This is a genomic window from Bradyrhizobium sp. CW1 (assembly GCF_023100665.1).
GTDB lineage: Bacteria > Pseudomonadota > Alphaproteobacteria > Rhizobiales > Xanthobacteraceae > Bradyrhizobium > Bradyrhizobium canariense_D.
Window position 1 is genome coordinate 7,377,458 of record NZ_CP064684.1, and the last position, 17,662, is coordinate 7,395,119.

Annotated in this window: 1 protein-coding gene; it reads right to left on the reverse strand. The window is 63.6% G+C overall.

The window, feature by feature from the left end:
* Window positions 1–286: 286 nt before the first annotated feature.
* Window positions 287–17,488: a non-ribosomal peptide synthetase gene (locus IVB54_RS35345; protein ID WP_247776954.1), complete on the reverse strand. Its 17,202-nt coding sequence runs from the start codon at window positions 17,486–17,488 to the stop codon at window positions 287–289.
* Between the last annotated feature and the right edge of the window lie 174 nt (window positions 17,489–17,662).

Consider the following 17,662-nt stretch of genomic DNA (forward strand, 5'->3'; position numbering starts at 1 on the left):
TGCGCAGGCTTCCTCCATCGGACGCTCAGACCTGTCCCGGCCGGCCCTACCCGGCCGCTCCCCCCGTCAAAGTACGGGCGCGGATCGAGTTAGACGTGGAAAACGGCGCCGGGAGCATGCCCGGTCGGCGGCGGCGCGTGCAACATCGAGCGGAATCAGCAGCTCAGGTCGGTTACAGGCGAAATTCGTGCGAAGAGTGATCTTGCCCGCGACCTCGAAAGCCTGATCTCCTCCGGCACAGGGGCCCAGGACCCGATCCGGCTCGTGACTGAGTCCGCCACGGCTTTTATTCAATGGCGGACGAATGGAGAACAGCGTCGGCGAACAGGCGATTTGAGAGGTCGTCCGCGAGGACAACTACGTTTGGATGCTTCAGAAGCGAGCGATGGTCGCCAGGAAGAGGCGGCGCTTCAATGACGCTATCGAAGACAGCGCGCCATGAAGTTGCTGTGTTGGCGGAGTTCTGATTGTAAGAGACGCCGAGCGCCGAAACCTTCTTGGGTACGTAGAGTCTGCCCGCGCGAATATGGCGAACGAACACTTGGAAGATTTCCTCAAGCGCGGGTGCACCAATTTTCCATGCACCCGAGAGGGCGAGAGCAAGCGCTGCGAAGTCAGCTGGCCGAATTTCGGTCGTTGCACCGTGTTGAGGCGACAATCCACCCTCCTCCGCAAGGAATATAAGGAATTCAGACCATTCCTGGTCCATGGAGAGACTGAGAGGCGCTTCTAGGACCGACGGATAGGCACTATCGATCATAGCCACAAAATCGACCCTCACGTGTGCGGAAATAAGTACCCCAGCGACGGCGTGGGCGAGCACACCACCAAAAGACCATCCGGCGAGCGTACAAGCCATGTCCGGTAGCACTGGAAGAATGGCCCGAGCATAGACTTCAGCTATCTCGTCAATCGAACGCACCCTCGCGAGTTCGTGACCGAAGTTTAGGGCATGAATACCATAGATGTTTTGCGTAGGTGGCAACGCCCGCACGAGGTCATCATAGATGCTCAGGCCTCCGCCACGCGCGTGACAGAGGATAAGCGGCCGACTCTTGGCGACTCGAAGAGAAATGAGTTGGCCCGCAGATTTTCGACCGTCCTTTGATCGCGAGCGCACTTTCTCGGCGCACTGGTCGAGGCGGGGACTCGCGATATGCGCGGAAAGTTCGAGGGTAAGACCCCGCCGCCGGAGTTGCTCAAGCACTTGCAGTGCCAGCAGTGAGTGCCCGCCCAGCTCGAAGAAGTTGTCGTGCCGGCCGACACGTTCCAGGCCCAGAAGCTCGGCCCAGATCTGCGCCAGCGCGATCTCGATCTCGCCCCGCGGCGCCTCATAGGCTGCCCGCGCATACGCATCATCCTCTGGCGGGGGCAGCGCCTTGCGGTCCAGCTTGCCGTTCGGCGTCAACGGCAGCGCCGCAAGCCGCACAAACGCGCTCGGCACCATGTACTCGGGCAGCCGCGCACCAAGATGGGTGCGCAACGTGCCGGCAAGTTCAGTCCCCTCGGCTTCGCCGGCATGCTCCGCAGCCGTAACCACATAGGCGACCAGACGCTTCTCGCCGCTGCGATCCTCGCACGCAACCACCGCCGCGTCGCGCACCGACGCGTGCTCAACCAGCCGCGCCGCGATCTCGCCAGGCTCGATCCGGAAGCCGCGGATCTTCATCTGGTCGTCGATGCGGCCCAGAAACTCCAGATTGCCGTCCGGCAGGTACCGCGCGAGATCCCCGGTCCGGTACATCCGTGCGCCGACCTCACCACTGAACGGATCGGCCAAGAACCTCTCCGCCGTCAGTTCGGGCCGGTTCAGATAGCCACGCGCGACCCCCGCCCCGCCAATGTAGAGCTCTCCCACCGCTCCCAACGGAACGGGCGCGCCATGACCATCGAGCAGATACACACGCGTGTTCGCAATCGGACGGCCGATGGGGAGCCGCTGCAATGTCTCATCAATCGCGGTAATCTCGCAGACTGTCGCAAAAGTCGTCGTCTCGGTCGGACCGTAGCAATGCAGGAGATGTTGCGGTCGGCTCTGGCTCAAAATCCGTGCGACTGCCGCCACATCAACCGCATCACCGCCAACCAATAGCAACCGCAAACTCGCCGGCACCGGGCCCAAATCAGCAGCGCTCTGGTTGAACAACCCGGCCGTCAAATGCAGGACGCTAATGCGGTGCTGCTGAACCAGGCCGCGCAGCACCCCTGGTTGCAGCGCATCAGTGTATGGAATCACGATCAGGCTAGAGCCGTGTAGCAGCGGTGCCCAGACTTCCAGTGTACTGATATCAAACGCGGGGTTGCCCACCCACGCCACACGATCACTCGCATTGAACTGCGCATATCCGTTGTTGATGACCAGTCGGTTTACGGCACGATGAGGAACAACAACCCCCTTCGGAAGGCCGGTCGAGCCGGAGGTGTACATGACGTAGGCGGCAGCCTCGGCGGTCAATGCCAAGCCAGGATCGGTGCTAAGGCCTGCTCCAGTCATGAGCGGCTCAATAGGCAGAACAGGAATCGTCACCTCGACCAGATCATCATCACTGTTGGTGAGCACCAGGCGCGCAGCACAGTCGGCCATCATCCAGCTCTGTCGCGCTGGTGGAAGACTGCGATCGATCGGCACATAAACTCCGCCCGCCTTCAGGATCGCCAGCTGTGCCACCACCAGGACGACGGAGCGATCCAGCATTGTCGCAAGGCGATCCCCGGGCGTGACCCCGAGTGCGATCAGATGATGCGCCAGGCGGTTGGCCCGCGCATTGAGCTCGCCATAGCTCAAGCGTTCGTCCGCACAGACCACCGCCACCGCATCCGGCGTCTTGGCGACCTGCGCCTCGAACAGCTCATGGATGCACCGCTCTGACGGATACGCCGCCGCCGTGCGGTTCAGTTCCTCCAGCAGGTACGCCCGCTCGTCAGCCGGGAGGATGTCCAGCTCTCGCACCGGCTTGTTGGGGGCATGCTCCAGCGCCTCAGCCAGTTGCTCAAGCGCCCGCTGCATGTAGCCGCAGACCCGGTCCGCAGATATGGGCGCCGCCACCTGCGCCGTCAGGCCGAGCGCCTCGCCAAAATCCTCCACCGACAAGGTCAGCGGATAGTTGGTGCGTTCTTCCGCACCCAACCATTCCACGCCGGATAGCACATCGTCCGGTCCGGAGCTTGGCGCTGGCGTGTTATGACGGTAGTTCAACAGTGCGCTGAACAGCGGCGCCGGCGCCGCAACGCTGCTGCAGCGTTGCGCCAAGGCCAGCGAGGCATGCTCGTGCGCCAGCAGCTCGGCCAGCCGGCGATGCGTGATCCGGACACTCGCCTCGACCCCGGTGCCATCCAGATCAAGCCGCAGCGGCAGGGTATTGATGAACAGGCCCATGGCGCGGTCGGCGCCGGCGCCTCCATGCATGCGGCCGAACAGCACCGTGCCGAACACCACCTGCTCACGCCCGCTGCTGCGCGCCACCACCTGCCCCCAGGCCAGATGGCACAGGCTCGCCAGGCTCACCCCGAGCCGCCGCGCCTGCACTCGCAGCCGCTCGTTGAGCTCGCGCGGCAGCATCCGCCGCGCCTCGCCGGCTCCACTGCCGTCGCCGCGCACCTCGCTCAGCCCAAACGGCAGCGTCGGCTCATCGATGTCTGCCAGCAGTCTCCGGAAGAACTGCTCATGCTCTTGCGCTCCAACTCCCAGTCGTGCCTGCGCCACCAGATTGCGGAACGGCTGTGGTGCTGCCAGCGCGTGATCGCGACCGCCGAGCACGGCCCGAACCTCGGCATGCATCACTTCCAGCGTGGAATGATCCCCGATCAGATGGTGCAGCAGCTCCAGGAGCAGCCAGCGCGCACTGCCGGGCTCGCGCGCAATCACAAACCGCAACAAGGGCGCCCGGCCAAGATCGATCCGGTGCTGACGCGGATCAAACTGTTGCCTGAGCTGCTCAGCACCATCAGATCCATCCAGCGCGACCTCGGTGACCTCGAGTGGTGTTCGCCGCCAAACCACCTGGGCCGGGCTCGACAGGCCCTCCCAGACAAACGACGTTCTTAAGATATCGTGCCGGTCCACCACCCGCTGGACCGCGGCAAGGTAGCGCTCCAACAGAGCCCGGTCGGCAAATGCCATCTGCGAGACCAGCAGGTATGGATCGCCTCGCCTCGCCAACAGATGATGGAACAGGATGCCGTCCTGCAGCGGCGACAGGGCATAAATGTCCTGGATGTTGCCGAGACCGCCAGGCACCGTGGCGACAATCCGGTCGATCTCCGGCTGCGCCAGCTCGATGAGCGGCAGCAGCTCTGGTGTAATCGCTGCACTCTGCTCCGTGATCAGGTTGGCGGGGATCGCCACCTCATGATGGCTGCCCAGGCTTGCGGCAAGATCGGCCAGCACCGGCTTGGCGAACAGGGTGCGCACCTCGACCCCAAGCGACAGCCGCCGCAAACGCTCCATCAGTTGAACCGCCAGCAGTGAGTGCCCGCCCAGCTCGAAGAAGTTGTCGTGCCGGCCGACACGTTCCAGGCCCAGAAGCTCGGCCCAGATCTGCGCCAGCGCGATCTCGATCTCGCCCCGCGGCGCCTCATAGGCTGCCCGCGCATACGCATCATCCTCTGGCGGGGGCAGCGCCTTGCGGTCCAGCTTGCCGTTCGGCGTCAACGGCAGCGCCGCAAGCCGCACAAACGCGCTCGGCACCATGTACTCGGGCAGCCGCGCACCAAGATGGGTGCGCAACGTGCCGGCAAGTTCAGTCCCCTCGGCTTCGCCGGCATGCTCCGCAGCCGTAACCACATAGGCGACCAGACGCTTCTCGCCGCTGCGATCCTCGCACGCAACCACCGCCGCGTCGCGCACCGACGCGTGCTCAACCAGCCGCGCCGCGATCTCGCCAGGCTCGATCCGGAAGCCGCGGATCTTCATCTGGTCGTCGATGCGGCCCAGAAACTCCAGATTGCCGTCCGGCAGGTACCGCGCGAGATCCCCGGTCCGGTACATCCGTGCGCCGACCTCACCACTGAACGGATCGGCCAAGAACCTCTCCGCCGTCAGTTCGGGCCGGTTCAGATAGCCACGCGCGACCCCCGCCCCGCCAATGTAGAGCTCTCCCACCGCTCCCAACGGAACGGGCGCGCCATGACCATCGAGCAGATACACACGCGTGTTCGCAATCGGACGGCCGATGGGGAGCCGCTGCAATGTCTCATCAATCGCGGTAATCTCGCAGACTGTCGCAAAAGTCGTCGTCTCGGTCGGACCGTAGCAATGCAGGAGATGTTGCGGTCGGCTCTGGCTCAAAATCCGTGCGACTGCCGCCACATCAACCGCATCACCGCCAACCAATAGCAACCGCAAACTCGCCGGCACCGGGCCCAAATCAGCAGCGCTCTGGTTGAACAACCCGGCCGTCAAATGCAGGACGCTAATGCGGTGCTGCTGAACCAGGCCGCGCAGCACCCCTGGTTGCAGCGCATCAGTGTATGGAATCACGATCAGGCTAGAGCCGTGTAGCAGCGGTGCCCAGACTTCCAGTGTACTGATATCAAACGCGGGGTTGCCCACCCACGCCACACGATCACTCGCATTGAACTGCGCATATCCGTTGTTGATGACCAGTCGGTTTACGGCACGATGAGGAACAACAACCCCCTTCGGAAGGCCGGTCGAGCCGGAGGTGTACATGACGTAGGCGGCAGCCTCGGCGGTCAATGCCAAGCCAGGATCGGTGCTAAGGCCTGCTCCAGTCATGAGCGGCTCAATAGGCAGAACAGGAATCGTCACCTCGACCAGATCATCATCACTGTTGGTGAGCACCAGGCGCGCAGCACAGTCGGCCATCATCCAGCTCTGTCGCGCTGGTGGAAGACTGCGATCGATCGGCACATAAACTCCGCCCGCCTTCAGGATCGCCAGCTGTGCCACCACCAGGACGACGGAGCGATCCAGCATTGTCGCAAGGCGATCCCCGGGCGTGACCCCGAGTGCGATCAGATGATGCGCCAGGCGGTTGGCCCGCGCATTGAGCTCGCCATAGCTCAAGCGTTCGTCCGCACAGACCACCGCCACCGCATCCGGCGTCTTGGCGACCTGCGCCTCGAACAGCTCATGGATGCACCGCTCTGACGGATACGCCGCCGCCGTGCGGTTCAGTTCCTCCAGCAGGTACGCCCGCTCGTCAGCCGGGAGGATGTCCAGCTCTCGCACCGGCTTGTTGGGGGCATGCTCCAGCGCCTCAGCCAGTTGCTCAAGCGCCCGCTGCATGTAGCCGCAGACCCGGTCCGCAGATATGGGCGCCGCCACCTGCGCCGTCAGGCCGAGCGCCTCGCCAAAATCCTCCACCGACAAGGTCAGCGGATAGTTGGTGCGTTCTTCCGCACCCAACCATTCCACGCCGGATAGCACATCGTCCGGTCCGGAGCTTGGCGCTGGCGTGTTATGACGGTAGTTCAACAGTGCGCTGAACAGCGGCGCCGGCGCCGCAACGCTGCTGCAGCGTTGCGCCAAGGCCAGCGAGGCATGCTCGTGCGCCAGCAGCTCGGCCAGCCGGCGATGCGTGATCCGGACACTCGCCTCGACCCCGGTGCCATCCAGATCAAGCCGCAGCGGCAGGGTATTGATGAACAGGCCCATGGCGCGGTCGGCGCCGGCGCCTCCATGCATGCGGCCGAACAGCACCGTGCCGAACACCACCTGCTCACGCCCGCTGCTGCGCGCCACCACCTGCCCCCAGGCCAGATGGCACAGGCTCGCCAGGCTCACCCCGAGCCGCCGCGCCTGCACTCGCAGCCGCTCGTTGAGCTCGCGCGGCAGCATCCGCCGCGCCTCGCCGGCTCCACTGCCGTCGCCGCGCACCTCGCTCAGCCCAAACGGCAGCGTCGGCTCATCGATGTCTGCCAGCAGTCTCCGGAAGAACTGCTCATGCTCTTGCGCTCCAACTCCCAGTCGTGCCTGCGCCACCAGATTGCGGAACGGCTGTGGTGCTGCCAGCGCGTGATCGCGACCGCCGAGCACGGCCCGAACCTCGGCATGCATCACTTCCAGCGTGGAATGATCCCCGATCAGATGGTGCAGCAGCTCCAGGAGCAGCCAGCGCGCACTGCCGGGCTCGCGCGCAATCACAAACCGCAACAAGGGCGCCCGGCCAAGATCGATCCGGTGCTGACGCGGATCAAACTGTTGCCTGAGCTGCTCAGCACCATCAGATCCATCCAGCGCGACCTCGGTGACCTCGAGTGGTGTTCGCCGCCAAACCACCTGGGCCGGGCTCGACAGGCCCTCCCAGACAAACGACGTTCTTAAGATATCGTGCCGGTCCACCACCCGCTGGACCGCGGCAAGGTAGCGCTCCAACAGAGCCCGGTCGGCAAATGCCATCTGCGAGACCAGCAGGTATGGATCGCCTCGCCTCGCCAACAGATGATGGAACAGGATGCCGTCCTGCAGCGGCGACAGGGCATAAATGTCCTGGATGTTGCCGAGACCGCCAGGCACCGTGGCGACAATCCGGTCGATCTCCGGCTGCGCCAGCTCGATGAGCGGCAGCAGCTCTGGTGTAATCGCTGCACTCTGCTCCGTGATCAGGTTGGCGGGGATCGCCACCTCATGATGGCTGCCCAGGCTTGCGGCAAGATCGGCCAGCACCGGCTTGGCGAACAGGGTGCGCACCTCGACCCCAAGCGACAGCCGCCGCAAACGCTCCATCAGTTGAACCGCCAGCAGTGAGTGCCCGCCCAGCTCGAAGAAGTTGTCGTGCCGGCCGACACGTTCCAGGCCCAGAAGCTCGGCCCAGATCTGCGCCAGCGCGATCTCGATCTCGCCCCGCGGCGCCTCATAGGCTGCCCGCGCATACGCATCATCCTCTGGCGGGGGCAGCGCCTTGCGGTCCAGCTTGCCGTTCGGCGTCAACGGCAGCGCCGCAAGCCGCACAAACGCGCTCGGCACCATGTACTCGGGCAGCCGCGCACCAAGATGGGTGCGCAACGTGCCGGCAAGTTCAGTCCCCTCGGCTTCGCCGGCATGCTCCGCAGCCGTAACCACATAGGCGACCAGACGCTTCTCGCCGCTGCGATCCTCGCACGCAACCACCGCCGCGTCGCGCACCGACGCGTGCTCAACCAGCCGCGCCGCGATCTCGCCAGGCTCGATCCGGAAGCCGCGGATCTTCATCTGGTCGTCGATGCGGCCCAGAAACTCCAGATTGCCGTCCGGCAGGTACCGCGCGAGATCCCCGGTCCGGTACATCCGTGCGCCGACCTCACCACTGAACGGATCGGCCAAGAACCTCTCCGCCGTCAGTTCGGGCCGGTTCAGATAGCCACGCGCGACCCCCGCCCCGCCAATGTAGAGCTCTCCCACCGCTCCCAACGGAACGGGCGCGCCATGACCATCGAGCAGATACACACGCGTGTTCGCAATCGGACGGCCGATATGCGGCACTGCGTTTTCGATGGAGAGCCGTCCCGAGGTCGCCACGACCGTAGCTTCAGTAGGGCCATAGTTGTTTATCAGCTTTAAAGGCGGTGTTAGAGACGCGGGCATACGGTGGAGACGATCACCGCCAACAAGCAAGTACTCCAATGTGGGATTTACCAGCTTGTCTTCCAACGCGATTGTGGCCAGCGGCGTGATCAGAAAGGCGACTTCGAGCGATTGATCACGCCACCATTCTAGCAGGCGGAGCGAATCTCCCGCTGCCGCTCTGGGAGGTAGAAGCAATGTGCTGCCGTTGTATAACGCAGTCCATAGCTCCCAAGTGCTGGCATCGAATGCTAGTCCGGCAGTGAGTGCGCAACAGGTTTCTGGTTGAAGACAAAACGTTTGCACATGCCAAGCTATCAGATTGACTAATCCGCGATGCTCGATCATGACTCCCTTTGGGGTGCCGGTAGATCCCGAGGTGTAGATCACATAGGCGAGATGGCGCGAGGTCAGGCCAAGCGCGCGCGGGTCGGGATCCGAGGCCGGCAGCTTCGCCCAGGCCGATGTCGCCGTCTCGAGATCGACCACCGTCAGATCGGCCAGCGCATCGGCGCCCAGCGCGGATCGTCCCGCAGCATCGGCCAGCAACAGTTGCGGCTGCGCATCCTCAAGAACCTGCTTGAGCCGTGCGCACGGATAGGCCGGATCCAACGGCAGATAGGCGCCACCCGCCTTGAGGATTGCAAGCAGCCCCACCACCATCGCCACGCCGCGCTCAAGGCAGATCGCCACAGGCTGGTCCGGCTTCACCCCGAGCCCGATCAGATGATGCGCCAGCCGGTTCGCCCGTGCATTGAGCTCGCCATAGCTCAAGCGCTCGTCCTCATGGACCACCGCCACCGCGTCCGGCGCCTTGGCGACCTGTGCCTCGAACAGCTCATGGATGCACTGCTGCTCGGGATACGGCACCGCCGTCCGGTTCAGCTCCTCCAATAGATATGCGCGCTCGTCGGCCGCCAGCAGCTCAATCCGCCCGACCGCTTGCCGCGCATCGGCCACCATCGCCCGCAGCAGCGCCAACAGATAGCCACGCTGCCGTTCGATCGTCGTGTGATCGAACAGCGCCGCCGCATACCCCAGCGTGCCGGCGATGACCTCGCCATGCTCGCCCAAGCTCAGCTCCAGATCGAACTTGACCTGATCGTACCCATCCCCCACAGCCTCCACACTCAACCCGGGAAGATCGAAGGATTGAGCGGCGTTGTTCTGCCAGGCCAACATCACCTGGAACAACGGCGTGTGATCAAGACGCCGCGGCGGTTGCACGATCTCCACCACCTGCTCAAACGGCAGGTCCTGATGCTCCTGCGCCGCCAAGGCCGTGCGCCGCGTCCGTTTGAGCAGCTCCGCCACGCTCGGCGCGCCCGACAGGTCGAGCCGCAGCGCCAGGGTGTTGACGAAGCAGCCGATCAGCTCCTCGACCTCGCGCCGACCGCGATTGGCGCTCGGCACCCCGATCACAAGGTCGTCCTGCCCCGACAGACGCGACAGCACCGCAGCCCACGCCGCCAGCACCGTCATGAACAAGGTCGTGCCATGCTGCTGGCTCAGCCGCCGCAAGCCCCGCGTCAGATCCGCATCGATCACGACCGCCACACCGGCCCCGGCAAACGACTGCTGTGCCGGCCGCGGCCGGTCGGTCCGCAAGGCCAGACGGGCCGGCGCGCCAGACAGGGCGTTGCGCCAATACTGCGCCTGGTTCGAGAGCCGTTCCCCTGTTAGCCACCGCCGTTGCCAGGCGGCATAGTCCGGATACTGGATCACAAGCGGCGGCAGCGGATCGTCGTCTCCGGCCACGAACGCCCGGTACAGCTGACTGAGCTCACGCGCCAATACGCCGATCGACCAACCGTCGGAGACAATGTGATGCTGGGTCAGCAGGAAGACGTGCTCATCATCCGAGATCCGGATCAAGCGGCCGCGGATCAGCGGGCCGCGCGCCAGATCGAACGGCGTGCGCGCCTCTTCCCTGCACAGGTCCAATAGCGCCTCGTCCGCATCCGGCCTGTCCCGCAGATCGTGCTCCACAACCGGCAGCCCCGCATCCTGCGGCAGCAGCTCCACCCAGGGCTTGCCCTCCGGCGCGACAAAGACGCTGCGCAGCGCCTCCTGGCGCGCCAACACACGGTCCAGGCTGCGCTGCCAGGCGCTGCGGTCGAGCCCACCCTTGAGCCGCCACGCCAGTGGAATGTGATAGTTCGTGCCGCTCTGATCCAGCTGCGCCAAAAACCACAGCCGCTGCTGCGCAAACGACAGCACAAGCGCCGCATCACGCGGCACGGCCACAATGGCCGGCAGGTCTTGCGCGCCGGAGCGGCTCAACTCATCCACGAGGCTCGCGGCCAGATCGGCCAGCACCGGTTTCGCAAACAGCGTGCTCAGCGGCAGTGCGACGCCAACAACCTGCGAGACCCGGCTCAACAGCCGCACCGCGAGCAGCGAGTGGCCGCCGAGCGCAAAGAAGTGGTCGTGGCGTCCGACCCGCTCAGCACCCAGAAGCTCGGCCCAGATCGTTGCCAGCGCGGTCTCGATCTCGCCTTGCGGTGCCTCATAGACGGCGCGTGCATACGCCTCATCTTGCGGCGCCGGCAGCGCCTTGCGGTCGAGCTTGCCGTTCGGCGTCAGCGGCAGCGCCGCCAGCTGCACAAACGCCGATGGCACCATGTACTCGGGCAACCGCTCACTTAAGTGCGCGCGCAAGGTGCCGGCAAGATCGCCCCCCTCAGCGTCGGCCGCATGCTCGGCCGCCGCGACGAGATACGCAACGAGTCGCGGCTCGCCCGTCCCATCCTGGTGCGCCACCACCACCGCCTCGCGCACCCAGGCGTGCTCGGCAAGCCGCGCCGCGATCTCACCGGGCTCGATCCGGAACCCGCGGATCTTCACCTGGTCGTCATTGCGCCCCAAAAATTCCAGATTGCCGTCCGGCAGATAGCGCGCCAGATCGCCAGTGCGGTACAGCCGGTCGGCTTCGACAAAGGGACTGGCGATGAACCGCTCCGCCGTCAGCTCGGGACGGTTCAGATAGCCGCGCGCCACTCCCGCCCCGCCGATGTAAAGCTCGCCCAGCGCCCCAGACGGAACAGGCGCACCATCACCGTCAAGCAGATACACCCGCGTGTTCGCAATCGGACGGCCAATCGTCTCAACGACAGCCTCTCCCCTTCGCAAGCAGATCCAGGTTGAGTACGTGGTGGTTTCAGACGGCGCGTAAAGGTTATAAATCTTCTCTACGCGACTGCTCTCGAAGGCCTTCTCTATGAGGCCTACCTTCAGCCGCTCGCCGCACGAATTGATCACGCTTGCGGAAACCGGCACGGCTTTCTTGTCGACCAGAGCGGCGATCGCCGAGGGCACTGTGTTGATCAAGGAGATATCCAAAGACCTCTCGGCCAACGCCAGCGCATTCTCAACAACGTAAAGCGTGCTTCCTTGCGAAAGCGGAACGAAGCACTCGTAGACGGACAGATCAAAACTGATCGAGGTGGAAAACAGGGTGCGGCTGATCTCTGATTCCGCAAACACCTCGCTGCTCCAATGCAGCAGGTTCACCGTGCTCGCATGCTCGATCATGACGCCCTTGGGCGTGCCTGTGGATCCGGAGGTGTAGATCACGTAGGCGAGATGGCGCGAGGTCAGGCCGAGCGCGCGCGGGTCGAGATTACAAGCGGGCAGCTCGGCCCAGGCGGGTGTGGCTGCCATAAGATCGACAACGCTCACATCGGCCAGCGCCTCAGGGCCAAGCGCGGCACGGCCGGCTTCGTCGGCCAGCAGCAGACGCGGCGCCGCATCCTTGAGCACCTGGTGCAGCCGCGCACTCGGATAGGCCGCATCCAGCGGCAGATAGGCGCCACCCGCCTTCAGGATCGCCAAAAGCCCCACCACCATCGCAACGCTGCGCGCAAGGCAGATCGCCACCGGCTGGTCCGGCTTCACCCCGAGTGCGATCAGATGATGCGCCAGGCGGTTGGCCCGCGCATTGAGCTCGCCATAGCTCAAGCGTTCGTCCGCACAGACCACCGCCACCGCATCCGGCGTCTTGGCGACCTGCGCCTCGAACAGCTCATGGATGCACCGCTCTGACGGATACGCCGCCGCCGTGCGGTTCAGTTCCTCCAGCAGGTACGCCCGCTCGTCAGCCGGGAGGATGTCCAGCTCTCGCACCGGCTTGTTGGGGGCATGCTCCAGCGCCTTAGCCAGTTGCTCAAGCGCCCGCTGCATGTAGCCGCAGACCCGGTCCGCAGATATGGGCGTCGCCACCTGCGCCGTCAGGCCGAGCGCCTCGCCAAAATCCTCCACCGACAATGCAAGGGGATAATTGGTGCGCTCCTCCGCGCCCAGCCATTCCACTCCGGACCAAATATTATCCATTCCAGAAGTAACCACCGACATGGTGTGATGATAGTTCAACAGCGCGCTGAACAGTGGCGCCGGGGCCGCAACGCCGCTGCAGCGTTGCGCCAAGGCCAGCGAGGCATGCTCGTGCGCCAGCAGCTCGGCCAGCCGGCGATGCGTGATCCGGACACTCGCCTCGACCCCGGTGCCATCCAGATCAAGCCGCAGCGGCAGGGTGTTCATGAACAGGCCCATGCCGCGGTCGGCGCCGGCGCCTCCATGCATGCGGCCGAACAGCACCGTGCCGAACACCACCTGCTCACGCCCGCTGCTGCGCGCCACCACCTGCCCCCAGGCCAGATGGCACAGGCTCGCCAGGCTCACCCCGAGCCGCCGCGCCTGCACTCGCAGCCGCTCGTTGAGCTCGCGCGGCAGCATCCGCCGCGCCTCGCCGGCTCCACTGCCGTCGCCGCGCACCTCGCTCAGCCCAAACGGCAGCGTCGGCTCATCGATGTCTGCCAGCAGTCTCCGGAAGAACTGCTCATGCTCTTGCGCTCCAACTCCCAGTCGTGCCTGCGCCACCAGATTGCGGAACGGCTGTGGTGCTGCCAGCGCGTGATCGCGACCGCCGAGCACGGCCCGAACCTCGGCATGCATCACTTCCAGCGTGGAATGATCCCCGATCAGATGGTGCAGCAGCTCCAGGAGCAGCCAGCGCGCACTGCCGGGCTCGCGCGCAATCACAAACCGCAACAAGGGCGCCCGGCCAAGATCGATCCGGTGCTGACGCGGATCAAACTGTTGCCTGAGCTGCTCAGCACCATCAGATCCATCCAGCGCGACCTCGGTGACCTCGAGTGGTGTTCGCCGCCAAACCACCTGGGCCGGGCTCGACAGGCCCTCCCAGACAAACGACGTTCTTAAGATATCGTGCCGGTCCACCACCCGCTGGACCGCGGCAAGGTAGCGCTCCAACAGAGCCCGGTCGGCAAATGCCATCTGCGAGACCAGCAGGTATGGATCGCCTCGCCTCGCCAACAGATGATGGAACAGGATGCCGTCCTGCAGCGGCGACAGGGCATAAATGTCCTGGATGTTGCCGAGACCGCCAGGCACCGTGGCGACAATCCGGTCGATCTCCGGCTGCGCCAGCTCGATGAGCGGCAGCAGCTCTGGTGTAATCGCTGCACTCTGCTCCGTGATCAGGTTGGCGGGGATCGCCACCTCATGATGGCTGCCCAGGCTTGCGGCAAGATCGGCCAGCACCGGCTTGGCGAACAGGGTGCGCACCTCGACCCCAAGCGACAGCCGCCGCAAACGCTCCATCAGTTGAACCGCCAGCAGTGAGTGCCCGCCCAGCTCGAAGAAGTTGTCGTGCCGGCCGACACGTTCCAGGCCCAGAAGCTCGGCCCAGATCTGCGCCAGCGCGATCTCGATCTCGCCCCGCGGCGCCTCATAGGCTGCCCGCGCATACGCATCATCCTCTGGCGGGGGCAGCGCCTTGCGGTCCAGCTTGCCGTTCGGCGTCAACGGCAGCGCCGCAAGCCGCACAAACGCGCTCGGCACCATGTACTCGGGCAGCCGCGCACCAAGATGGGTGCGCAACGTGCCGGCAAGTTCAGTCCCCTCGGCTTCGCCGGCATGCTCCGCAGCCGTAACCACATAGGCGACCAGACGCTTCTCGCCGCTGCGATCCTCGCACGCAACCACCGCCGCGTCGCGCACCGACGCGTGCTCAACCAGCCGCGCCGCGATCTCGCCAGGCTCGATCCGGAAGCCGCGGATCTTCATCTGGTCGTCGATGCGGCCCAGAAACTCCAGATTGCCGTCCGGCAGGTACCGCGCGAGATCCCCGGTCCGGTACATCCGTGCGCCGACCTCACCACTGAACGGATCGGCCAAGAACCGCTCCGCCGTCAGTTCGGGCCGGTTCAGATAGCCACGCGCGACCCCCGCCCCGCCAATGTAAAGCTCTCCGATCGCCCCAAACGGAACAAGTTCGCCATGACCGTCCAGCAGATAAATCCGCGTGTTCGCAATCGGTCGGCCGATCGGGACAACTGACCTATTAAATCCAGCGGAATAATGCCAAGCAGCCGCGTCAATCGTCGCCTCAGTTGGTCCATAGAGATTGACAAGCGGCTGAGATGTCAATTGCAACCATCTGCTCGCTAATTCTTTTCTAAGAAGCTCTCCACCACAGAATGTGAAACGCAAAGAACCGATATACTTTTGCTCAACGTCGGTAAGCGCAAGCAATGCTGCAAGAAGCGACGGGACCAATTGCAGAACAGTGACACCATACTTATCCAGTAGCTCTAAAAGTTTTCGAACATCTAATTGCAGGTCGCGAGGAAGAAGAATTGAACGCGCCCCAATCGACAAGGCTGTCCATAGCTCCCATACGGCGGCATCAAACGCGGGGGAGGTTCGCTGCAAGAAAACGTCGTGGGTAGTGAAATGGAATTTATCCGCCTGCCAAATCGTGTGGTTGACCAAGCTTCGATGCTCGACCATGACGCCCTTTGGAGTGCCGGTAGATCCCGAGGTGTAGATCACATAGGCGAGATGGCGCGAGGTCAGGCCAAGCGCACGCGGGTCGGGATCCGAGGCCGGCAGCTTCGCCCAGGCCGATGTCGCCGTCTCGAGATCGACCACCGTCAGATCGGCCAGCGCATCGGCGCCCAGCGCGGATCGTCCCGCAGCATCGGCCAGCAACAGTTGCGGCTGCGCATCCTCAAGAACCTGCTTGAGCCGTGCGCACGGATAGGCCGGATCCAACGGCAGATAGGCGCCACCCGCCTTGAGGATTGCAAGCAGCCCCACCACCATCGCCACGCCGCGCTCAAGGCAGATCGCCACAGGCTGGTCCGGCTTCACCCCGAGCCCGATCAGATGATGCGCCAGCCGGTTCGCCCGCGCATTGAGCTCGCCATAGCTCAAGCGCTCGTCCTCATGGACCACCGCCACCGCGTCCGCCGCCTTGGCTACCTGTGCCTCGAACAGCTCGTGGATGCACCGATCCGACGGATAGGCCGTCGCCGTCCGGTTCAGCTCCTCTAGCAAGTACACCCGTTCGTCGAACGGCAACAGTCCAATCCGTTGCACCGGCCGATGCGCATCGGCAGCCACCTCAAACAAAAGGCTTTGCAGATGCTGCGTGATGCGGTCGATCTGGTCGGCCACCAAGCGACTTGCATCAAAGTGCAATCGAAAGCGCCCGTCTAGAGCACAAACCTCAAACGTCAATAAATCACCGGATAGGATTGCCTCTGAACTCAGGCTAACACCGGTAGCAGAACAGCTATTTGCCACAACCGTGATGCCAATCGGCCATGGTCTGCGCGATCGTAGCAGCTCAATACCCCCCAACGACGGACAACGTGCGATAAGATCCCGCGCAAAGCTATCGTACTCCCTCAGCTGAGCGCACTCGGCCGCCACCACTTTGCGCACCGCAGCAAAACCATGACCGAGGTCAATGGTAATTTCCATTGGCACGACAGAAGCGACAAGCGCGTCTATGATCTTCAACCCGGCTCGCGAACTTTTCGGTGCGGGAGTCCATCCCAACTGAAGCTCTGATTGGCCGGTGACGCGGGCGAGATAGATGAGCCACGCGCTTATCAGGTATTCCGCACGATCGGTCGGCGACAGCTCGGCCAAACCACTTGGAACGAACCACGAGCTCGACTGCCATTTGTAGCGAGCTCCAGCTTCTCGAGACGACAAAAAAGGAAACTGCAATGTCTTGAACCGCTCAAACCGCTGTCGCCAAAAACGCTCTTGAGGCGCCAACATTTCGTGGGCGACAGTTATGCTCCGCGCCTGATCATCGCCTAAAACTGGCAGACAATCCCCCACATCCAGATCGAAATCCCTCGCAAGCACACGCGCGTCCAACGCGTTACCATCCGCGCTGCCAAACGAGACATCAACATCCTCCGTATCTGTTGCCACACGCCAGTGGCTGGGGTGGATTTCGACTAACGTACCTGCCGGACAACCCGTGCGTCGAGCCGACACCTCCAAGCTCCTAACTACGACAACGTCGTCGCCTACCAGAGCCTTGGACAGACATAGCGGATTTGAATGATACGGCCCAAAGTCTAAGGCTCGCATCATCGCTGACAAATTTTCCGCAGCACGATTCCACCGCATGCAGCCTGCGGCATCTGGTGGTCGAGACCTCGGAAAATCGCTTCTCTCCACTACCGCCTGAGGACGAACACTGAGCTCTCCGTTCGCCAAGCCAGTTAAGAGCTCGCGGAAGCCCACGATGGCGGCTTGATCACATTTACGGTTGAGAGTTAGCGCAGTATCGTTGGGCGCGATCGATACCTGACGTTCAATCACCAGGTCATCGGTATTCACACCATGATCGATCCGATGCCAGCTAATTGCGTATTCGACCTCTTGCGCCAGCAGCGCCCAGGACGTGGCATGAGTTCCTGCATATCGTGGCAGCGGGCCGTCGTGGTAGTTGAAGGCGCCTTTGTGGACACGACGAAACACATCCGCTGGCAATTTGAATGGATTGCCGACAAGAAAAATCAACTCGACCGATTCGGCATTCAGTAAGGCGGAGAGCTCTTCAACACTCGCTGCGCGCAAGATATTGGCGCGTGCAGCCCAATCGCCGAATATGACATCGGCACACAGCACCCCTCGGATGACATGGCCCATCTCCATTGCTAGCTGAGCGCACCTGATAGCTAGCGTCCCACTGCCAACAAAGACGCTAGACGAGGTTGATGGGGCTGCAGATTGCTGTCTATCACAATCGCCTATTTCGCAACTCGATGAGACTGGCACAGATCCCTCCTAACGTGCCCCGTGCCCATAACAAGCAATCCGCGA